The organism is Rhizobium sp. LjRoot254 (genome assembly GCF_964254105.1).
Taxonomy (GTDB): Bacteria; Pseudomonadota; Alphaproteobacteria; order Rhizobiales; family Rhizobiaceae; genus Rhizobium_E.
Genome location: NZ_CAXUSM020000001.1, coordinates 5,139,379 through 5,159,978, shown reverse-complemented (window position 1 = coordinate 5,159,978; position 20,600 = coordinate 5,139,379). Strand labels below are relative to the sequence as shown.

20 protein-coding genes are annotated in these 20,600 nt (G+C 62.6%); 9 read left to right on the top strand and 11 right to left on the bottom strand.

Annotated elements, in window-relative coordinates; translation table 11 throughout:
• Positions 1-24: 24 nt before the first annotated feature.
• The 3 genes from ACSQ26_RS25430 to ACSQ26_RS25420 all read left to right on the top strand — a co-directional run bounded on the left by ACSQ26_RS25430 (position 25) and on the right by ACSQ26_RS25420 (position 4,513).
• Positions 25-711, top strand: coding sequence for a PspA/IM30 family protein (locus ACSQ26_RS25430; protein ID WP_436013895.1), 687 nt, complete (start codon positions 25-27; stop codon positions 709-711).
• Positions 712-741: 30 nt separating this feature from the next.
• The gene (locus ACSQ26_RS25425; RefSeq protein WP_258159122.1) at positions 742-1,023 is read left to right on the top strand and encodes a YiaA/YiaB family inner membrane protein; all 282 of its coding nucleotides are present in this window, start codon (positions 742-744) and stop codon (positions 1,021-1,023) included.
• A 94-nt stretch (positions 1,024-1,117) separates the two neighbouring features.
• Positions 1,118-4,513 carry an acyl-[ACP]--phospholipid O-acyltransferase gene (locus tag ACSQ26_RS25420; RefSeq protein WP_436013893.1) on the top strand — a complete coding sequence of 1,132 codons (3,396 nt, stop codon included), beginning with the start codon at positions 1,118-1,120 and terminating at the stop codon, positions 4,511-4,513.
• Between the two features lie 66 nt (positions 4,514-4,579).
• On the opposite strand, the gene ACSQ26_RS25415 is transcribed toward ACSQ26_RS25420, so the two are convergent.
• Positions 4,580-5,128, bottom strand: coding sequence for a hypothetical protein (locus tag ACSQ26_RS25415; protein ID WP_436013891.1), 549 nt, complete (start codon positions 5,126-5,128; stop codon positions 4,580-4,582).
• 231 nt (positions 5,129-5,359) lie between these two features.
• Between ACSQ26_RS25415 and typA the strand changes: the two genes are divergently transcribed.
• Positions 5,360-7,192 (top strand): translational GTPase TypA, encoded by a 1,833-nt coding sequence (gene typA / locus ACSQ26_RS25410; protein ID WP_436013889.1) that lies wholly within the window; start codon positions 5,360-5,362, stop codon positions 7,190-7,192.
• Positions 7,193-7,582: 390 nt separating this feature from the next.
• A complete protein-coding gene (locus tag ACSQ26_RS25405; RefSeq protein ID WP_436013887.1) occupies positions 7,583-8,092 on the top strand; it encodes an N-acetyltransferase family protein in 510 nt (169 codons plus the stop codon).
• A gap of 202 nt (positions 8,093-8,294) precedes the next feature.
• Here ACSQ26_RS25405 and ACSQ26_RS25400 read toward each other — a convergent pair whose 3' ends face one another.
• Together ACSQ26_RS25400 and ACSQ26_RS25395 are read right to left on the bottom strand one after the other, a co-directional pair.
• Positions 8,295-8,942, bottom strand: a complete 648-nt coding sequence (locus ACSQ26_RS25400) for a hypothetical protein (protein WP_436013885.1) — start codon at positions 8,940-8,942, stop codon at positions 8,295-8,297.
• 53 nt (positions 8,943-8,995) lie between these two features.
• Positions 8,996-9,601 (bottom strand): hypothetical protein, encoded by a 606-nt coding sequence (locus tag ACSQ26_RS25395; RefSeq protein ID WP_436013883.1) that lies wholly within the window; start codon positions 9,599-9,601, stop codon positions 8,996-8,998.
• A 152-nt stretch (positions 9,602-9,753) separates the two neighbouring features.
• Here ACSQ26_RS25395 and ppa point away from each other — a divergent pair, with 152 nt between their 5' ends.
• Entirely contained in the window at positions 9,754-10,287 is a 534-nt protein-coding gene (gene ppa / locus ACSQ26_RS25390; RefSeq protein ID WP_436013881.1) for an inorganic diphosphatase, read from the top strand.
• A gap of 83 nt (positions 10,288-10,370) precedes the next feature.
• Here ppa and ACSQ26_RS25385 read toward each other — a convergent pair whose 3' ends face one another.
• On the bottom strand, positions 10,371-10,661 hold the full coding sequence (locus ACSQ26_RS25385) for a YggT family protein (protein ID WP_436013879.1): 291 nt from the start codon (positions 10,659-10,661) through the stop codon (positions 10,371-10,373).
• Between the two features lie 170 nt (positions 10,662-10,831).
• Between ACSQ26_RS25385 and ACSQ26_RS25380 the strand changes: the two genes are divergently transcribed.
• Positions 10,832-12,082 (top strand): MFS transporter, encoded by a 1,251-nt coding sequence (locus tag ACSQ26_RS25380; RefSeq protein WP_436013877.1) that lies wholly within the window; start codon positions 10,832-10,834, stop codon positions 12,080-12,082.
• On the opposite strand, the gene ACSQ26_RS25375 is transcribed toward ACSQ26_RS25380, so the two are convergent.
• The 7 genes from ACSQ26_RS25375 to hemC form a co-directional block, all read right to left on the bottom strand.
• Positions 12,075-12,431, bottom strand: a complete 357-nt coding sequence (locus ACSQ26_RS25375; RefSeq protein WP_436013875.1) for a YybH family protein — start codon at positions 12,429-12,431, stop codon at positions 12,075-12,077. The two genes, ACSQ26_RS25380 and ACSQ26_RS25375, sit on opposite strands and share 8 nt — an antisense overlap.
• A 214-nt stretch (positions 12,432-12,645) precedes the next feature.
• Complete coding sequence (locus tag ACSQ26_RS25370; protein ID WP_436013873.1) at positions 12,646-13,374, bottom strand: glutamine amidotransferase; 729 nt, start codon at positions 13,372-13,374, stop codon at positions 12,646-12,648.
• A gap of 9 nt (positions 13,375-13,383) precedes the next feature.
• Positions 13,384-13,764 (bottom strand): TerB family tellurite resistance protein, encoded by a 381-nt coding sequence (locus ACSQ26_RS25365; RefSeq protein ID WP_436013871.1) that lies wholly within the window; start codon positions 13,762-13,764, stop codon positions 13,384-13,386.
• 106 nt (positions 13,765-13,870) lie between these two features.
• Positions 13,871-15,478: a heme biosynthesis protein HemY gene (locus ACSQ26_RS25360; protein ID WP_436013869.1), complete on the bottom strand. Its 1,608-nt coding sequence runs from the start codon at positions 15,476-15,478 to the stop codon at positions 13,871-13,873.
• 14 nt (positions 15,479-15,492) lie between these two features.
• Complete coding sequence (locus ACSQ26_RS25355) at positions 15,493-16,686, bottom strand: COG4223 family protein (protein WP_436015471.1); 1,194 nt, start codon at positions 16,684-16,686, stop codon at positions 15,493-15,495.
• A gap of 81 nt (positions 16,687-16,767) precedes the next feature.
• Positions 16,768-17,493: a uroporphyrinogen-III synthase gene (locus tag ACSQ26_RS25350; RefSeq protein WP_436013867.1), complete on the bottom strand. Its 726-nt coding sequence runs from the start codon at positions 17,491-17,493 to the stop codon at positions 16,768-16,770.
• Positions 17,494-17,499: 6 nt separating this feature from the next.
• Positions 17,500-18,429: a hydroxymethylbilane synthase gene (gene hemC, locus ACSQ26_RS25345; RefSeq protein ID WP_436013865.1), complete on the bottom strand. Its 930-nt coding sequence runs from the start codon at positions 18,427-18,429 to the stop codon at positions 17,500-17,502.
• Between the two features lie 76 nt (positions 18,430-18,505).
• Between hemC and tsaD the strand changes: the two genes are divergently transcribed.
• A complete protein-coding gene (gene tsaD, locus ACSQ26_RS25340; protein ID WP_436013863.1) occupies positions 18,506-19,600 on the top strand; it encodes a tRNA (adenosine(37)-N6)-threonylcarbamoyltransferase complex transferase subunit TsaD in 1,095 nt (364 codons plus the stop codon).
• Positions 19,597-20,586: an NAD(P)H-dependent glycerol-3-phosphate dehydrogenase gene (locus ACSQ26_RS25335; protein ID WP_436013861.1), complete on the top strand. Its 990-nt coding sequence runs from the start codon at positions 19,597-19,599 to the stop codon at positions 20,584-20,586. Before tsaD ends, ACSQ26_RS25335 begins: the two co-directional genes overlap by 4 nt.
• Positions 20,587-20,600: the final 14 nt, after the last annotated feature.

Genomic DNA, 20,600 nt, shown 5'->3' with positions numbered 1-20,600 from the left:
TTGTTCATACATGGAGAAACCGAGATGTTCAAACAAATTCTCACATTGCTGCGCGGCCGAGCTTTCGAGGCCGAGCAGGACTTTCTCGACAGACAAGCCATCCCGCTGCTCGGGCAGCAAATCCGCGACGCAACGTCGGCGATCCAGTCGGCGCGCCGGGCCGTGGCCATCGCCATCGCCCAGAATGAACAGGAGGTCGGCCAGCACAAGGCCGCACTCGCCCGCATCGCCGACCTCGAAACCCGGGCAATCGCTGCCCTCAGCCAAGGCAATGACCGGCTGGCCCGCGAGGCCGCCGAAGCGCTCGGCTGGCTCGAGGCGGAATGCACAGCCTCCGAGAAGGCGCAGGCGCAGTTCGGCGCCTCGATCGACCGGATGAAATCGGTGGTCCGGGCGTCGGAAGCCCGGCTCAGGGAACTGCAGCGCGGCGAACGCCTCGCCCGCGCCACCGAACATACCCAGAAGCTCGACCGCTCTGCCGGCCATCACGGCCTCGCCACGCTTTCCGAAGCCGAGGAGACGCTGCTGCGCTTGCGCACCCGCCAGCAGGAGATCGATACCACAGCGGCGGCGCTCCGCGAGATGGATGCCGGGACCGATCCCGCCGCCATTATCGAGAAGCTCGCCAGGGCCGGATGCGGCGCGCCGCTCCAGCCCGACCCCGAAAACATTCTCGCTCGCCTGCGCGCGAGAATGAACGACGCCGCCTGACCGTATCAACACTGGACAAGGACCACTGCTATGAACGAGAGTTTCCAGAAGCATTCTTCCGCCTGGGTGAGCTTCTCCTATCTGAGCTTCGGCGCGGCGGGCACCATGCTGGCGCTTGGCCTCTACATGATGCCGCTCGATCTCTGGGGTAAGGGCTACCTCGTCATGGGCATTTTGATGCTCGTGCAGACCACCGTGAATGTGACCAAGACCATCCGCGACAACGCCGAGGCCGACAAGCTGATCCGCAAGGTCGAGGATGCCAAGACCGAGAAGCTGCTGTTCAACATCAATCGTAACGACGCGAGTTAGTGCGCATTAACCTCGCCGCAGGGTTGTTGTCCGATGCAACCATTGGCTAACGACTCTGTGGCTTGGTGACACTGCCCGCAAAAGGAAGATCTCGATGCAACGCAATCTGATGACATCGCGCCAGTTCGCGCCGCTGTTCTGGACGCAGTTCCTCTCGGCGTTCAATGACAATTTCCTCAAGAACACGCTTGTGTTCCTGATCATGTTCCAGATGGCGGCCGAAGGCGCCTCGTTGGTGACGGTGGCGGGCGGCATTTTCATCCTGCCCTTCCTGGCGCTCTCGGCGATCGGCGGCGAACTCGCCGACAAATACGACAAGGCCAAGATGGCGGAGTTTTTGAAACGCGCCGAGATCGGCGTCGCCGCGGTCGCCGTGCTGGGCATCGGGCTATCATCGATCTGGGTCCTGATGTTTGCCCTGTTCGGCTTCGGCGTGATTTCCGCGCTGTTCGGCCCGATCAAATACGGCATCCTGCCCGATCATCTCGACCGCCGGGATCTGCCCAAGGCCAATGCCTGGATCGAGGGCGGCACCTTCATCGCCATCCTGACCGGCACGATCGTCGCCGCCGTGGCCTTCAGCGGCGGCGATAATGTGCTCGTCTTCGGGCCGATGATGATGGGCCTTTCGGTTCTCTGCTGGCTCGCCGCCCGCATGATCCCGCCGACCGGCTCCAAGGCGCCCGACCTGGTGATCGACAAGAACATCTTCCGTTCGAGCGTGACGCTGGTGGGCGAAATCCGTGCGGACCAGCGCATCTGGCGCTCGGCCCTGATGAACTGCTGGTTCTGGTTCGTCGGCGCCTTCGTGATGACCATGCTGCCAATCATGGTCAAGGATATCCTCGGCGGCTCGGAAATCGTTGTGCCGGCCTATCTCGCCATCTTTGCGATCTCGATCGCCGTCGGTTCGGCGATCGCCGGCTGGATGTCGGCCGGGCGCGTCGTGCTGCTGCCGGCGCCTGTTGGTACCGCCATCATCGCGCTGTTCGGCCTCGACCTCGCCTGGAATCTCTGGGGCCTCACGTCGGTCACCCATGCCACGACGATATCAGGCTTCTTCGCCGGGGAGAACACGATCCGCGTCGCGGTGGATCTCGCCGGCATGGCGATCGGCGGCGCGTTCCTCGCGGTCCCGACGTTCGCGGCCATGCAAACCTGGGCGCATGAGGATCGCCGCGCCCGTGTCATTGGTGCGGCGAATGTGCTGTCGGCGCTGTTCATCACCGTAGGGTTGGGGCTCGTCGCCGTGCTGCAGGCTGTCGGCCTGTCGATTCCGATGATCATCCTGGGGCTCTCCGTGCTCAATCTCGGCATTGCCTGGCTGATGCTGAAAACGCTGCCGACCAACCCGTTCCGCGACCTCATCTCGATCGTCTTCCGTGCCTTCATGCGGCTGGAGGTGGAGGGGCTGGAGAATATCAAGAAGGCCGGCGTCGCGCCGATCATCGCGCTCAACCATGTGAGCCTTCTCGACGGTGCGCTCGCGCTCGCCATCACCGAGGAAGAGCCGACCTTCGCCGTCGACTACAAGATCGCGCAGGCCTGGTGGGTGAAGCCGTTCCTGAAATTCGCGAAATTCCTGCCGCTCGACCCGACCAAGCCGATGGCCACCCGCACCCTGATCAAGGTCGTGCAGGACGGCAATCCGATCGGCATCTTCCCTGAGGGCCGCCTGACCGTGACCGGCACGCTGATGAAGGTCTATGACGGTGCCGCCATGGTGGCCGACAAGACCGGCTCGATGGTCGTGCCAATCCGCATTGACGGCCTGGAGAAGAGCTATTTCACCTATCTCAACGACGAGAAGGTGCGCCGCCGCTGGTTCCCCAAGGTCAAGGTGACGATCCTTGAGCCCCGCAAGCTGGAAGTGCCAGCCGAACTCAAGGGCCGCGCCCGCCGCATCGCCGCCGGCGCCGCGCTCTACCAGATCATGTCGGACCTGATGTTCAAGACCTCGAATACCAATTCGACCGTGATCGAGCGGGTGATCGAATCCGCCAAGGATCGCGGCATGAGAAAGCTGGCGGTCGAGGATCCGGTGACCGGCAAGCTGACCTACGGCAAGCTGCTGACCGGTTCCGCCGTGCTGGCCGCCCAGTTCAAGGCACGCTTCCCGGACGACGAGACACTCGGCGTGATGCTGCCCAACGCCAATGGCGCCGCTGCCACGCTGTTCGGCGTGATGAGCGCCGGCAAGGTGCCGGCGATGCTGAACTTCACGGCGGGAGCGACCAATATTCTCTCCGCCTGCACGGCTGCGAAGGTGAAGCATGTGCTGACATCCCGTGCTTTCGTGACCCAGGCCAAGCTTGGACCAGTGATCGAGGAGATGGAAAAGCAGGTCAAGATCGTCTGGCTCGACGATCTGCGCAGCGAGATCGGCTTCAAGGACAAGCTGATGGGCTACCTCGGCAAGGCGCATCCACTGGTCAGGCGGAAGCCCGACGATGCGGCAGTGATCCTGTTCACCTCGGGTTCCGAGGGCACGCCGAAGGGTGTGGTGCTGACCCACCGCAACATCCTGTCGAATGCCGCCCAGGCCGCCGCACGCATCGATTTCCACTCGGGCGACAAGGTGTTCAACATCCTGCCGGTGTTCCATTCCTTCGGGCTAACGGCGGGCACCGTGCTGCCGCTGATCTCGGGCGTACCGGTCTATTTCTACCCCTCGCCGCTGCACTATCGCATCGTGCCGGAACTGATCTATGCCTCCAACGCGACGATCATCTTCGGCACCGACACCTTCCTGTCGGGCTATGCCAGGACCGCGCACCCCTACGATTTCCGCTCGATCCGCTACATCTTCTCCGGCGCCGAGCCGGTCAAGCCCTCGACGCGCGAGACCTATATGGAGAAGTTCGGGCTCAGGATCCTCGAAGGCTATGGCGTCACCGAAACCGCGCCGGTCGTCTCGATCAACACGCCGATGTACAACAAGTCGGGCACGGTCGGTAAGATCATGCCCGGCATGGAATGGAAGCTCGAACCGGTGCCCGGCATCGATGAAGGTGGCCGGCTCTATCTCAAGGGTCCGAACGTCATGGCCGGCTATCTCCGCGCCGAAAATCCCGGCGTGCTGGAGGTCCTGCCCGACGGCTGGCACGACACCGGCGACATCGTCACCATCGATGCCGACGGCTTCGTCAAGATCCGCGGCCGCGCCAAACGCTTCGCCAAGATCGGCGGCGAGATGGTGTCGCTGGCAGCCGTCGAGGCGCTTGCCGGCAGCCTGTGGCCGGGCGCGCTTTCCGCGGTGTCAGCCGTGCCGGATACCAAGAAGGGCGAACGCCTGATCCTGCTCACCGACGCCCCGAACGCCACCCGCGCAGAATTCCTCGCCTACGCCAAGTCGAAGAACGCCATGGACATGATGGTGCCGGCCGAGGTGCGGGTCGGCAAGGTGCCGGTACTGGGCACGGGCAAGGTGGATTTTGTCGAGGCTCGGAAACTGGCGCTGGAGCCGGTGGTGGCGACGGCGGCGGCTTAAAGTTTCGCGCCGTCCGGTGCCTCCCTCTTCTCCCCAGCGGGGAGAAGAGGGAGCAAGCGGCGTAACTCAGCCATAGTCTTGCCCGTAGCCAAACTCGGGATTTCGACTAATCGAGAAAGATGATTTGTCATATCTGTTGAATATCAAATGTATCTCTTGGTTCATGCTGTCGTAATACGCGGAATACCAATCGTCTTCATCATCGTCACTGAGGTGTTTGTCTCTTACAAGGGCATTTTCACCTGTAAATCTCGGCAGAACGTTTTCCTTCTTCATTCCCGATAAACGCTTGCCATCCGAGAATTGGAGATCTTCGGTGTGGATGCAATAGACCCGATAGTGGCTCTTAGCGCCCGGTTCCAACCAGAACGTATTGATCAAGCACACCTCGATGCTTTTTCTGCGGGTTTGAAATTGGAAATGAATACAATCTGCGTCTTCACGTTCAACAGATAGAACTTTCCATCCTACTGCGGCTTCGAACACCTGATCGGCTGACATGTCGAGATAGAATGGGTGGATGCCTTGGCCTAAAACCAGTTCAAAATCAGCAGGGGCCTTTGCCTTTTGCTCTGTGTCCATGGCCTCTCCTCTCGCTGCAATGGCAGCTTGCATTCCTGTGTTCTGACACTTTCTGCTAACTCTTTTCTCTACTCCTGTACATTCCCGGCCCTCTTTTGAACGCAGATGACAAGTCACCCAAGCCCTGCATTTGTCGCATCCCTGTTAAGCGCATTCATTAGATTGTCGCTTCACCCCTTTCGCAAATGCAAAAAAAGGGGTATGAGCCCGCCAAATTGAATTGCGCGCCACTGTGCCCGCCACAAACTTTCAGAGACCGATCAGATGAAAATGCGAAATATCGCGATTATCGCACACGTTGACCATGGCAAAACGACGCTCGTCGATGAACTGCTGAAGCAGTCGGGTTCGTTCCGTGACAACCAGCGCACGACCGAGCGCATGATGGACTCCAACGACCTCGAAAAAGAGCGCGGCATCACCATTCTCGCCAAGGCGACCTCGATCGAGTGGAAGGGCGTCCGCATCAACATCGTCGACACGCCAGGCCACGCCGACTTCGGCGGCGAAGTCGAGCGCATTCTCTCGATGGTCGACGGCGCAATCGTGCTGGTCGACTCCTCCGAGGGACCGATGCCGCAGACCAAGTTCGTGGTTTCCAAGGCGCTCAAGGTCGGTCTTCGCCCGATCGTGGCGATCAACAAGATCGACCGTCCCGATGGCCGCCATGAGGAAGTCATCAACGAAGTCTTCGACCTGTTCGCCAATCTCGACGCCACCGACGAGCAGCTCGATTTCCCGATCCTCTACGGTTCGGGCCGCGACGGCTGGATGAACGTCAATCCGGAAGGTCCCAAGGACCAGGGCCTCGCGCCGCTGCTCGACCTCGTGCTGGAACATGTTCCGGAGCCGAGCGTCGGTGACGAAGACGGCGCCTTCCGCATGATCGGCACCATTCTCGAAGCCAATCCCTTCCTCGGCCGCATCATCACCGGCCGCATTCATTCCGGCTCGATCAAGCCGAACCAGTCCGTCAAGGTGATCGGCCAGGACGGCAAGCTGATCGAAAACGGCCGCATCTCCAAGATCCTCGCCTTCCGTGGCATCGAGCGTACGCCGATCGACGAAGCCCATGCGGGCGATATCGTCGCGATCGCCGGCCTCTCCAAGGGCACCGTCGCCGATACGTTCTGCGACCCCTCGGTCACCGAGGCGCTGCATGCCCAGCCGATCGATCCGCCGACCGTCACCATGTCCTTCATCGTCAACGACAGCCCGCTGGCCGGCACCGAAGGCGAGAAGGTGACCAGCCGCGTCATCCGCGACCGCCTGCTCAAGGAAGCCGAAGGCAATGTCGCGCTGAAGATCGAGGAAGCCGAAGGCAAGGATTCGTTCTTCGTTTCCGGTCGTGGCGAATTGCAGCTCGCCGTGCTGATCGAGACCATGCGCCGCGAAGGCTTCGAACTGGCCGTATCGCGTCCGCGCGTCGTCATGCACAAGGATGAGAACGACGTCCTGATGGAGCCGATCGAGGAAGTCGTCATCGACGTCGATGAAGAGCATTCCGGCGTCGTCGTGCAGAAGATGTCCGAGCGCAAGGCCGAGATGGTCGAGCTTCGCCCGTCGGGCGGCAACCGCCTGCGCCTGCGCTTCTTCGCCCCGACCCGTGGCCTGATCGGCTACCAGTCGGAACTCCTGACCGACACGCGCGGCACCGCGATCATGAACCGCCTGTTCCATGCCTATCAGCCGTTCAAGGGCAATATCGGCGGCCGCGTCAATGGCGTGCTGCTGGCCAATGCCGCCGGCGAGGCCGTGGCTTACGCGATGTTCAACCTGGAAGACCGCGGCCCGATGATCATTGAGCCAGGTGAAAAGGTCTATGCCGGCATGATCATCGGCATCCACACGCGCGACAACGACCTTGAAGTCAACGTGCTCAAGGGCAAGCAGCTGACCAACATCCGCTCGGTCAACAAGGACGAGGCCGTCAAGCTGACGCCGCCGATCCGCATGACGCTCGACCGCGCGCTTTCCTGGATCCAGGACGATGAACTGATGGAAGTCACGCCGAAGTCGATCCGGCTCCGCAAGATGTATCTCGACGCCAACGACCGCAAGCGCTTCGAAAAGTCGCGCGCTGCCGGCGCGGCCTGATATTTAGCCGACGAAAGGATGGCTCGCCAGCGATTGAGCAGGCCATCCGCCCAATACGCGACGTCATCCTAGGGCTTGTCCCTAGGATGACGTCGCGGATGTGGTTCCGGCGCCTTGCCGAACAAGCTCTCCAGGCCCTGAGCTCCGACTATCCTGATAATCGGCACGAAAACCCGGCCATCTGATCGAGCCAATTCCCTCCCCAGCGGCCAGAACCTTGTTGATAACTTGGCCTCGCCTCAGAAGTCGCTCCACCCCGACTCCCCGATCTTTTAACGTCTGATTCGGAACTTGCGTCTTGCCGCGATGGTTAACAATCGGTTAACCTGACTGGCAGTCCCTTTTGAGTATTCGTGGCGTCAGCCACGGCGTGTATGGTGGATAGACGTTATGACGACGTTGTCAATTGACGTGAGGCGTGCCGATCCGCGCGATGCCAGAGCCATCGCAGGCGTTCATCGGACGGCCTGGATCAGCGCTTATGCCGGCATGATTCCGCATCGCGCGCTCGTGCAGATGATCGAGCGGCGGCGCGAAGACTGGTGGCGCCGCGCGGCGCGGGGTCCCTCGACCCTGCTGGTTGTCGAGGTTGCGGACAAGATCGCGGGCTATGCCACGATCGGCCTGAACCGCGTCCGCGAACTGAAGCAGGAAGGCGAGATCTACGAGCTTTATCTCCTGCCGGAATACCAGGGCATCGGGCTCGGCAGCTATCTGTTCCGCGAATGCCGTGCCGTCCTGAGCGGGCTGGGCATGCAGGGCCTCGTCGTCTGGTGCCTGGAAGACAACGACAATGCCGTGACCTTCTACCGCGCCATGGGCGGCATGGATGTCGCCGAGGGCATGGAGCGCTTCGGCGAGAAATCGATCAAGAAGCTCGGGTTTGTCTGGCGGAGTTGATACGCCCGCCGCTTTAGAAAGACCCCGCCCCAAACCCCTCCCCACAAGGGGGAGGGGCTTAACCCGCTGCACACTCGGCACTCAAACAGAATCGTCGCAGCAAGCGCCAACGTTCCCTTTGGGCAATGGGAGTGCCACAGTTTGGCCCCTCCCCCTTGTGGGGAGGGGTTTCGGGGCGGGGTCTTCCTTTCTAAACACAAACCTATTTCGCCGCGCTCAAATCCGGGTAATTGTAAACCGGATAGCCGGAGAGCTTGCCTGTTTTGCCGTGGAATTTCGGCTGCTGCTTGCCGCAGGGAAAGCCCGGCGCCTGTTCATCCGCGAGTTTGCGGGCGATGTCGTTGGCATCCTTGTTCTCCAGTGCATCGACGTAAGCCGTGATGCAGCCGGTCATATCGTCGGGCTGGCCGACGCGGGAGATCACGAGGACCTGGCCCTCATGCGCCTTGTCGGGCTCCGAGGTGTCCGGGTTGAGGTTCTGGATCATGTAGCGCAGGATGGTCGCGCGCGGCACGCCATGATCGTCGAGACGCCACTCGATCTTGTCGCCGATATAGTTGAACGTCTCGAACGTCTCGCCGGCGCCGTCGAGGATCTCTTTGCTCAGGTGGCCGAAATAGGTGCTTTCCCTGTTGTCATAGGCGTTGAAATAGAAGGGATAATCCTTGTAGCCCGGGCACTTGAGCGAGACGTTCCCCATATCCTCGTCTTCAGGCGTCGGCGTGCCCGATGTCACGCAACCCTTGTCGGTCGCGGTGCTCGTATAGGCGCTCTCTCGGGCATGAGCCGGTGCGTTGATGCCAAGCACGGCAAGGGCGGGCAGGGCAATGATGGAAGCGCGGAGGGTCATTGCGGTATCCTTTCGCATAGGGATACGCATGACTGGTCGGATTCATTCAACCGCTAACCGTCATCACCGTGGTAGATCATGGGATCGGCTGCCTTGTCGCCTTTCGCACCATGATAGTCGGGCGTGTCCGCACCGCAGCGGAAGTGCAGGGCAAGGCCGTCGGCGACGGCGCGTGCCAGGTTGTTTGCATCCTTGCTGGCCAGCGCATCGACATAACCCACGGGACACCCTTCCTCTTCGTCCGGCTGGCCGACCTTCGAGATGACGAGGATCTGGCCCTGGGAATTTTCATCTCCGACGAAGAAGCGCTGGATCGCCGCGATCGGCTTGCCGCTGGCGCCGATCCGCCATTCGATCTTCGGGTTCATGTGGTTGAACGGACCGAAGGATTCGAAGGCGTGATCGATGATCGCTTTCTTGAGGAAGCCGTAATGCACACTCTGGCGCAGGTCGCCTTCCTTGAAGAGAACCTTGTAGTCGCCGAGACCAGGGCAAAGCAGGGACGTGAAATCGCCGCCCGGTTCGCCCGGATCGGGCGCCACCAGGGTCTCGCACTTCTCCAGCTCGAGATCGGTAAAGGCGCTCCCGGCGGCCAGTGTGGCATCGGATTGCGTCGCCATCGTAACAAGACAGATCGAGATCGTTGTCGCCCAGCGCATCGCCACCTCCATCACAGGACTAGTGATTAACGCATTCCATTTACCGCCGCATCCGAATTTCTCTTAAATCCGGCCTTTCACGACCACGGCAATGTTGTCAGAACGGCGGAATCCTTCTATTGCCGGGCACGAACAAATGTAGGAGACGCCTGATGCGCATCGACGCTATCAAGATCGGCAACAATCCGCCGGAAGACGTGAACGTGATCGTGGAAGTGCCCGTCGGCGGCGATCCGATCAAATACGAGATGGACAAGGAAGCCGGCGCGCTGGTCGTCGATCGTTTCCTCTATACGCCGATGCACTACCCAGGCAATTACGGCTTCGTGCCGCATACGCTGTCGGAAGACGGCGACCCGATCGACGTGCTGATCGCCTCCACTCGCCCGCTGGTGCCGGGTTGCGTGATCAATGTGCGTCCCATCGGCGTGCTGATGATGGAAGACAATTCCGGCAAGGACGAAAAGATCATCGCCGTTCCCTCGCCGAAGCTGACGCTGCGCTACGAGAAGGTGCATGAATATACCGACATGCCCGAGATCACGATCAAGCAGATCGAGCATTTTTTCGAACACTACAAGGATCTCGAGCCCGGCAAATGGGTGAAGCTCGATGGTTGGCGGGGGGCGGCCGATGCGCGCCGCCTGATCGTCGAGGCGATCGAGCGCTACAAGGCGAGCAAGTAAATCACGCCTTTGGAATAGATTTGCAAAAAGCCTCCAGACCGGGATCGGTCCGGAGGCTTTTATTGGAGTGTGGTGGTTCGCTATCAGCCGTAGGTGCGGGCGATGTAAGCGATGACCTGCTGCAGGAAGAACAGGATGACCAGCACCACGAGCGGCGAAAGATCGATGCCGCCGAGGTTCGGCATGAAGCGGCGGATCGGCCGGTAGAGCGGCTCGGTCAGGCGATAGAGCGCGCCGCCGACCTGGTTGACGAACTGGTTGCGCGTGTTGATGACGTTGAACGCATAGAGCCAGGAGAAGATCGCCGAGACGATGATGATGAACCACATGATGTTGATGATGAAGTTCAGGGTCGACAGGATGACGAGTAGCATAGGGTTCCTCTTGGCCGCGCCCCCAGCCGTTCCGGCCGGGGCTTGCGCGATTTCACGTTGACAGACATGTAATCATTGGCTCTTTATCGGGCAAGAGCGAGCCTGCTTCGCTTACCCGCTATGATTAACGGCCACGCGCCGTTCCAGCTTTTCCCGCATACGAGCGTCACATGCAAGTCAATCCGGCGGAAGACCGCTTCGCCGCCTTTCGCCATCGTTCCTATACACTGTTTTTCTGCGCCCGCTTTCTGGCCGCTTTCGCCACGCAGATCATCTCGGTCGCCGTCGGCTGGCAGATGTACGAGGTGACGAAGAGTGCCTTCCTGCTCGGCATGATCGGCCTCGTCCAGTTCCTGCCGGCACTCATCCTCATCCTCGTCACCGGTTCGGTGACGGATCGCTATAACAGGCGTGCCATCGTGTCGATCTGCCTGACGATCAGCGCACTCTGCGCCGCCGCACTGCTGCTGCTCACCATATCAGGCACGTTCGCGCCGATACCGGTCTTCATCGTGCTTGTCGTCTTCGGCATCGAGCGTGCCTTCATGGGGCCGGCGGTGCAATCGCTGGCGCCCAACCTGGTGCCGGAGAAGGACCTCGCCAATTCCTTCGCCTGGAATGCCTCGTCCTGGCAGACCGCATCGATCATCGGCCCGGTCGCCGGAGGCTTGCTCTATGGATTGGGACCCGTCGTCGCCTATTCCGTGGCGCTCGCCTTCATGGTGGCGGGCGCGGCCCTGGTCTACACCATTCCGAAGCCAGCGCAGCGCAAGGCGGGCGAGCCGACGAGCTGGAACTATATCCTCGCGGGCTTCAAGTTCATCCGCTTCGAGAAGGTCGTGCTCGGCGCGATCTCGCTCGATCTCTTCGCCGTGCTGCTCGGCGGCGCCGTGGCGCTGATGCCGATTTTCGCCTCCGATATCCTGACACTCGGACCTCTCGGCCTCGGCATGCTCAGGGCCGCGCCCGGTGTCGGCGGCATCGCCATGGCGATCTACCTCGCCGCCTTTCCGATCAAGCACGATTCGGGGATAAAGATGTTCATCGGCGTCGCCATCTTCGGCATTACCCATATGGTTTTCGGTCTGTCGCAGACGCCCTGGCTGTCGATTGCGGCAATGGCCGTCATGGGCGCGGGCGACATGATTTCCGTTTATGTGCGCGAGACGCTGCTGGCGCTCTGGACGCCCGACGAGGTGCGCGGCCGCGTCAACGCCGTCAATTCGGTGTTCATCGGCGCGTCCAACGAACTCGGCGAATTCCGCGCCGGCGTCATGGCGCATTTCGTCGGCGCGGTGCCCGCCGTGGTCATCGGCGGCGTCGGCACGCTGGCCGTATCGATCATATGGGCGGTAATCTTCCCGCAATTGCGCAGGATCGATACGCTGGATGCGCCAGACCGGACGACGGCGGTCAAGTGACGGAATAGCGGTCAATCACCCAGAGCCACGTGCCGTCGCTCTGCCTTCGTGCGACTTCGCTGGTGACATCGCCATCGGGCAGCTTCGTCGAGGTCAGCGCGAGATCGCCTGATATCAGCGCCGGCCGCTGCTCGCCCTGGGCGAATTTCCTGCCGGTCGCGGCAAATTCCACATAGAGGGCGCGGATTGCCTCGTGGCCGCGCACGAATTGTCCATCGCTGCAGTCGATCACTGCATCCGGCTCGAACAGCGCGGTCATGCCATCGATATCGCCGGCATGCTGGCGCTCGATGAGCAGGCGTTCGAGGTCGTTGGGCTCACGCGCGGGCTGACGTTGCATCGCGTTCATGTCGGTTCCTCTCGATTGAAGATTGACTCGTCAGAGGCGTGGGCGCTCGATTTGAAGCTGCGGGGGCGCCACTTGCTCCCTCTTCTCCCCTTGGGGAGAAGTGCCGAGCGTATGCGAGGCGATGAGGGGTTCCCATTGGCTGTCCGGCGCTTCGCGCAACCCCTCATCCGGCCTTCGGCCACCTTCTCCCCAAGGGGAGAAGAGGGAGCCAGCCTCAAATCTCGCGCGGCTTGAACACCATGTCGAGCATGCCCGACATCCAGTTCCTCAGCGGCGCGTCATGCAGGAAACGGCCTTCGAGATGCTTGTCGCCGGTTTGCGCACCCGGCAGTTCGAAACGATGGGCGCCGCGGACTACCCAGCGATGCATCATCACCCGGGTCAACTCGCCATGAAACTGGATGCCCCAGGCATTTTCGCCGACCCGGAACGCCTGGTTCTCATAGGCATCACCACGCGCAAGCAGCGTCGCGCCTTCAGGCAGGTCGAAGCCCTCGCGATGGAATTGATAGACCATCTTCGGCCATTCGATCAGCTTTTCGCCTTCTTCGGTCGCCTGGAGCGGATACCAGCCGATCTCGGTCAGTCCCTCGTGATGGCCCGCCACGCGGCCGCCGAGGGTCTTGACCAGCATCTGCGCACCGAGGCAGATGCCGAGATAGGGGCTGTTTTCCGAGAGCGGGATGTTGATCCAGTCGATCTCGTATTTGATGAAGTCGTCTTCGTCATTGGCGCTCATCGGGCCGCCGAAGATGACGGCACCGGCATGATCGGCCATGGTCTCGGGCAGTCTCTGCCCCAAGGCCGGGCGCCTGACATCAAGGCGGTAGCCCTTGGCTTCGAGCATATGCCCGACGCGACCCGGCGTGGAATGCTCCTGATGGAGTACGATCAGAACCGGCCGGTCATCCGCCGGCAGCGTTTTCCTGAGCGATTGCAGCATAGTCCTTAACTACTCACCTTTGTTGGCCCGCTCCGCTTCCTGCCGTTGGGCAATACGAACACGGCCGGAAACGCCGATCAATTCGGCAATTCGCCATACCAGGTGATCCTCGATCTCGTTTCTTTGATCATCGGCATGCACGATTTGCCAGAGCAGGCCGATGAATTCCGTCTTTTGACGCTCATCAAGAGCGCGATTGATCCGTGATGTAAAGCGGAAAAGATCGATTGCGCGCTCTTCCTGGTGCTTCGCGGCCGCGAGCATCTCGTCATACTCGCCCTTGGACAGATTGAAATAATTACGGATTTCCGATTCGAGGACCTGGTTTTCCTTTTCTTCCACCACTCCATCGGCATGGATGACATGGAGCGCAAGCGCCACGATGGCCACAGCCGTTTCGTCCGGTTCGACACTCGGGGTTTCCGAGCCGAGCGAATTCAGGAATGTCTTAAGTCGATCGAACATCGCCGCTTTCCGCCTCCATCGCCACCCGTTTTCAGAACAACCTGAATGTTGCCGGCTTCGCCACCGCTTCCTTGACCGGTTTCACGCCGGGATCGTCCGGCGGACGGCCGAAGAAGGGTTGATCCTCGTTAGCGCTTTCGCGCTTCCTGGGCGCCGCCTCATCCAGAACGATCGGCTCCGGTTTCGGTTCGGGCTCATCAGGCACATCGACCTGCGTGATCGGATTCTCGATGGGCCGCACGACCTCGCGCGGTTCCGGCACGGCGATCGGTTCGCTGGCTTTGGCGGGCGCGGGCAGCGAGCGGAACGCGTGGTCGGCGCCATTGGCCGTGCCGTCACTGACCAGGCCCGGTGCGGGGCCATAGGCCTGTTTCCACTCGAAGGCATCGAGCTTGCCGGTGACCGGTGAGACCGGCAGCCAATGCTGGGACACCTGCCCGTCGGCGACCCATTCCGGATCGCGCGGCGCGCGCAGCGCCTGGGCCAGCCAATGGCGCACCCGGCCCTGGTCCTCGCTGTCGGCCTCCTCGATATCGGCCATCAGGAGATAGACGCTTTCGCGCTCGGATACCTTGGCGGCAGCCTCGGCTTTGTTCCTTGCCCTGTCGAAATCGCGGGCGTCGAGTGCCGCCCAGGCCGAGGCGTACAGCGCCTCGTAGGCATTCGGCTGAAGCTGTTCGAGCCGGTCGGCGCGCTTGAGCTTTTCCTGCGCCGTGGCGCCGCCGGCCGCCAGATAGGCGGTTGCGAGTTCCATCTGCGGCGCGATCTTCCAGGCCTGCTCGATGGTGGAGAGCGCCTTCCTGACGTTGTTTTCCCGGAGATACGCCTTGGCGGCTATGGTCGTCGCAGGCACGAGATCCGGCGCCAGCTTCAGCGCCATATAGGCATCGTCGCGGGCGCCCTTGGGATCGGCGTCGAGCTTCGACAGTGCCCTGCCTGTCAGCAGAACGGCCTTCTTGCGGTCATGCACCTTCTTGTCCATGCCGGACAGAACGCGCTGGCCTTCGAGCAGGCGGATCGCATCGTCGAAGCGGCCGGCCTGGGTGCGGTATTCCAATGTCGCCTCGGCGGCCCAAGGCAGATGCGGGCCTTTTTCGACGGCGCGCTCGGCATAGTGCCGGGCGGCTTCATGGGCGCCCAGGCGAAGGGCCTCGAGGTAGAGGCCGCGCAGGCCCAGTTCCCGGGTCTCGGGATCCTCGGCCATCTGCTCGAATTTCTTGCGCGCGTCCTCGGTCTTGCCTTCGATCAGGCTGGCCTGCGCTTCGAGCAAATGGATCAGCGGTTCGGAATCGCTGGAGATCAGGCCCTTGGTCCGGTCGAGCATCTTGCGCGCCAGCGGCGCATCGCCCGAACCGACGGCGATCAGGCCGGTGGACAGGGCCTGGTAACCACGGTCGCGCTTGCGGGCGCGAAAATAGCGGGTCATCGACTGCGGCGAGGTCCAGATCGTGCGGACCAGCCACCAGATGATCATCACGGCAACGACGAGCACGGTCACCAGTACGGCGGCGACCATCAGCGTCATCTCGACCCGCTGGCCCTGCCAGATGATGTAGAGTTCGCCCGGGCGATCGGCGAGCCAGGAAAAGCCGAAGCCGAGTGCGAGGATGACAGCAAGGAAGAAAACAATGCGAATCATGTGGTTACCTTCCTTCAGCCGTTCGTCTTAGTCGTCGAAACGGCCTTGGTGAGCGCGGCACCGACCAGTTCCTCGACGCGGATGCGGGCATCGAGCTGCTTTTTATACGAGGCGGATGCTGATTTGGCGGGTTCGGGAAGCTTTTCCCATTCGCTCGCGGCACCGGTGAAATCGCCGTTCTTCAGCTTTTCTTCCATGCGCGCCACGACCGCATCCGGTCCCTCGCCCTCGACATTGCCGACCGGCCGGACCTTGATCGCGGAGAACGCGCTCGACATCAGGCGGTCGGTGAGGCTCTGGTTGGGATCGTCGGTCACGACGGCTGCAAGGATCGAGTCCGCCACGGCGGGAAACTCGCCGACCAGGCTTGAACGCGAGGGCACGCCGATCGCCGCGAACTGCTTGAGTTCCTTGACCGCCGGGTCCTCGGGATCGACGCCTTCCAGCGTATCGAGCTCCGAAATGAACGGCCCGCCGCGATCGATCGCCGCCTTGAGACCGGCCGATGCGATGGCGACCGCCACCTCGACATCGTCGCGCGGCTGGCTGAGCGTCTTCTCGATGGCCTCGATGCGCATTTCGAGTGCCGCACGCGCGGTCTCGGCTTCAGTCTTCTGGGTGCCGACTGCCGCTTCCGCAGTCTTGACCTGCTCGGCCAGCGCGTTGATGCGGGCATCGGCATCCGCCGACAGGCCGTTGGCCTCCGGCGCCGTCGTCATCTTCTCCTCGAGCGCCGTGATCTTGGCGTTGACTGGCGAAAGATCGACGTCCGGCTGGGCGGCAGCCTCGGTCTTCAGCTTCTCGACCTCCGACGACATCAGGTTGAGCGCGACCTTGGTTTCCTCGTTCGACCCGAGCGAGGGCAACACGCCCCAATATTGCAGGCCGGCCGCGCCGCCGAGCGCGATCACACCGCCGATCAGGCTTGCTGCAATCAAGGACAGGCTGCCGGCGCTCTTCGCAGCGGTTGGCTGCGGCGGGACAGCGGTCGACGTGTTGGCATTCGGAATGCCGGAATAGCTCTTCGAGGACGTCTCGGTTTCCGCTTCCGCCGCTGCTGCGGGGGCCGGGTCGGTATCCGCCGTCACATTGTCCTCGGTCCCCTCGGGATCGCCTGCAGCCATATCCGCCACCTCTTCGGCGCCGAGGTCTATCGTCACCGGCTCGGGCTTGGTCTTGGAATGGCGGCTCTGGTCTTCCGGTTCCATACGGGGCACCTTTCTTTCATTGGCCTAAGTGTCCAGCTCGGAGCTTAACTGCCCCCTGCTGCACCGCAAGGCATTTCTCTCTCACAGCAGGTCGATCAGCTCATCCTCGTCGGGACTGTCGCTGACCACCGCGCTGTTCTGCAGCTCTTCGGGCACCGCTTCGGCAATATTGCGGCTGAGGCAGAAAAACAGCGTCTTCCTGATCGCATCATGGCTGACGTTGAAGATCTCCAGCGCGAAGAATGCGTTGGCCGTTTCCCGGGAATAGAAGAAGACGGCATCCGCCTTCTTCGCGACGAGCATCGCCTGCTGCTCCTCGATCGTATAGGCGATCGGCTCCATCTGGTAGGTCTCGGCAACGAAGCAGGCTATTCCATTGTCGGCAAGCACGCGTTCGAACCGGCCCATCCGCTTCTCGCCGGCGAGATAAAGCACCGGCAGATCGGGCTGACCTTTCCCGGCGTAGAAGGCGGAAACCAGGTGGGCGAGTTCCAGCCCGCCCCCAGCGCCGGAATCGATATCCGTAAAACCGACGTCGCGGGCGGCCCGCGCCGTCGCCCTGCCGACGGCGAAGACCTTGGTACCGAGATGCGGCGTCAGCGCGTCCCCGAGTTCCATCAGCGAGCGAACTGCCTCGGGCGAGGTGACCGCGATGGCCGAGTGCGGCGTCGCCAGCGCCTGCGAGGCGGCATCGGGATCACGCACCGGCGCAAACAGCGGGAAGCTGACCGGCTCGTGGCCGAGTTCCGTGAGTTTCGCCGCCGTACCCTCCGCCCGCGATTCGGGCCTCGTGATCAGAACCCGCATCGGCGATTACCCCCAGTTCTCGAAGAAGGACGTCCCCGCGCGATCACGGATCGCATGCCCGGCCTTGCGGCCTATCTCATGGGCATCGCCGACCAATCCATCGCTTGCTATGGAATGTGACGTCTGCCCATCCGGCGTCAGGATCATGCCCGAGAAGCGGATGCGGTCGCCCTCGACCAGCGCATAGCCGGCGATCGGCGTGCGGCAGGAGCCATCGAGCACTTCGAGAAAGGCGCGCTCGCAGGTTACCGCCGAATATGTCTCGGCATGATTGACGGCCGCGAGAAGTGCCGCGATCGCCGCATCGCCCTTGCGCGCCTCGACGCAGATGGCGCCTTGCGCCGGCGCCGGCGGAAAGATTTCGGGGTCGAGGATTTCGGTGGCGACTTCCGGCTTGCCGAGGCGCTTGAGGCCCGCATAGGCGAGCAGCGTCGCATCGGCACCGCCCTCTGCGAGCTTGCGCAGCCGCGTATCGACGGAACCGCGGAAGATCTTCACCTGCAGGTCCGGCCTGAGCTTCCTGACCAGCGCCTGCCGCCGCAGCGACGCCGTGCCGACCATGCCGCCAACCGGCATCTCGGCTAGGCGCCGCGCCATGTGGCTGACGAACGCATCGCGCATATCCTCGCGCGGCAGGTAGGCGGTGATTTCGAGCCCTTCCGGCAGGATCGTCGCCATGTCCTTGGAGGAATGGACCGCGAAATCCAGCTCGCCCGAGAGCAGTTGCGCTTCCAGCTCGGCGGTGAACAGGCCCTTGCCGCCGATCTCCGACAGCGACCGGTCGGTGATGCGGTCGCCCTTGGTCGACAGCACCACGATCTCGAAGGCATCTTCCGGCAGGCCATGCGCCAGCATCAGCCGCGCCCGCGTCTCAGCGGCCTGTGCGAGCGCCAGCGGACTGCCGCGCGTGCCGATCCGGTAAGCTTTTGTTTGCATCCAAAGGCCTCTCTCGTGTAATCGGCTCTCAACTAATCATTCTAGGCATTAACCGCAATCGGACAATAGGTTCAAGTTGGCATCCAAGCGCATCCTCGGCATCGAAACCAGTTGTGACGAGACCGCCGCAGCGATCGTCGAAAGGCTGGACGACGGCACCGGCCGCATCCTGGCGGATGTCGTGCTGTCGCAGCTCGATGAGCACTCGGCCTATGGCGGCGTGGTGCCCGAGATCGCCGCGCGCGCCCATGCCGAGGCGCTGGATGCGCTGATTTCGGAAGCGCTGGTTCGCTCGGGGACCAAGCTTAGCGAAGTGGATGCGATTGCCGCGACCTCCGGCCCCGGCCTGATCGGCGGGCTGATCGTTGGCCTGCTCACCGGCAAGGCGATCGCCATGGCATCGGGCAAGCCGCTCTATGCCGTCAATCACCTCGAAGGCCATGCCCTGACGGCGCGGCTGACGGATGGGCTCGCCTTCCCCTACCTGTTGCTGCTGGTTTCCGGCGGCCATACCCAGTTGATCCTGGTCAAGGGTGTGGGCGATTACGAGCGCTGGGGCACGACGATCGACGATGCGCTGGGCGAGGCCTTCGACAAAACAGCCAAGCTGCTCGGCCTGCCCTATCCCGGCGGACCCGCGGTGGAGCGCGCGGCGAAGACTGGCAATCCGAACCGCTTCGCCTTCCCGCGCCCGCTGGTCGGTGAGGCAAGGCTCGATTTCTCCTTCTCCGGCCTCAAGACCGCCGTGCGGCAGGCGTCCGAATCGATCGCGCCGGTCAGCGATCAGGATATCGCCGATATCTGCGCCTCCTTCCAGCACGCGGTGTCGCGGACGCTGAAGGATCGGATCGGGCGCGGCCTCGCCCGCTTCCGCGAGCGCTTCGGCAATACCGTTGCCAATCCCGCGCTCGTCGTCGCCGGCGGCGTGGCGGCAAACGAAGAGGTCCGCACGACCCTGCAGTCCATTTCCGACGCCAACGGCTTCCGCTTCGTGGCGCCCCCGATGAACCTCTGCACCGACAATGCCGCGATGATCGCCTGGGCAGGCCTGGAACGCATGGCCGGGGGTTTTGCGCCCGACGACCTCACCGTCGCGCCGCGCTCGCGCTGGCCGCTCGATGCCGACGCCGCCGCGATCATCGGCAGCGGCAAACGGGGTGCCAAGGCATGAGCGGCGCGGAAAAAATCGTCGTCGTCGGATCTGGCGCCTTCGGCACGGCGCTGGCGGCTGTCGCAGCTCTCGCCGGCAAGGCCGATGTGACACTGCTCTGCCGCCGTGAGGACCAGCGCGCCGAACTCGAAGCCACGCGGATCAACAACCGCAACCTGCCCGGCATCACCCTGCCGCCGGACCTCCACTATGCCACGGACAATGCGCTGCTCGAACAGGCGTCGATCGTGCTGTTTGCCATGCCGAGCCAGGCGCAGGCGGAAACAGCGCGGGAGTTGAAGCCGCATCTCCACCAGCATCAATCGATCGTCACCTGCGCCAAGGGCATCGACAAGGCCACATCGAGGCTGCTGACCGACGTGCTCGAAGAGGAACTGCCGGATCACTCGATATCCGTTCTTTCCGGCCCCGGCTTCGCCGCCGACATCGCCAAGGGCCTACCGACCGCGATGGCGGTGGCTTCGCCTGACATGGCTGAGGCCGAACGCATCGCCCTGGCGATGTCAGGCCCGACCTTCCGGCTCTATCCCTCGACCGACCGCATCGGCGTGCAACTCGGTGGGGCGCTGAAGAATGTGCTGGCGATCGCCTGCGGTATTGTCGAAGGCGCCGGCCTCGGAGATTCCGCCCGCGCGGCACTGATCGCGCGTGGTCTCGCCGAAATGTCGCGACTGATCGAAGCCTATGGCGGCGATCCGGACACCGTGCGCGGCCTCTCAGGCCTTGGCGATCTCGTGCTGACCGCCACCAGCCATCAGTCGCGCAACCTGCGCTTCGGCATCGAGACCGGCCGCACCGGCCGCGCGGCTCTCCCCTCCGGCGAACTGGTCGAGGGCGCGCATGCCGCCGCCATTGCCGCCCGGCTGGCGGCGGAGCATCATGTGGATATGCCGGTAACGCTGGCCGTCGCCTCTATCATCGAGGGCGCGATCGATGTCAAAACGGCGATCAACGGCCTGATGACCCGGCCGATCACCACCGAATGAACCCGAAAGGAACG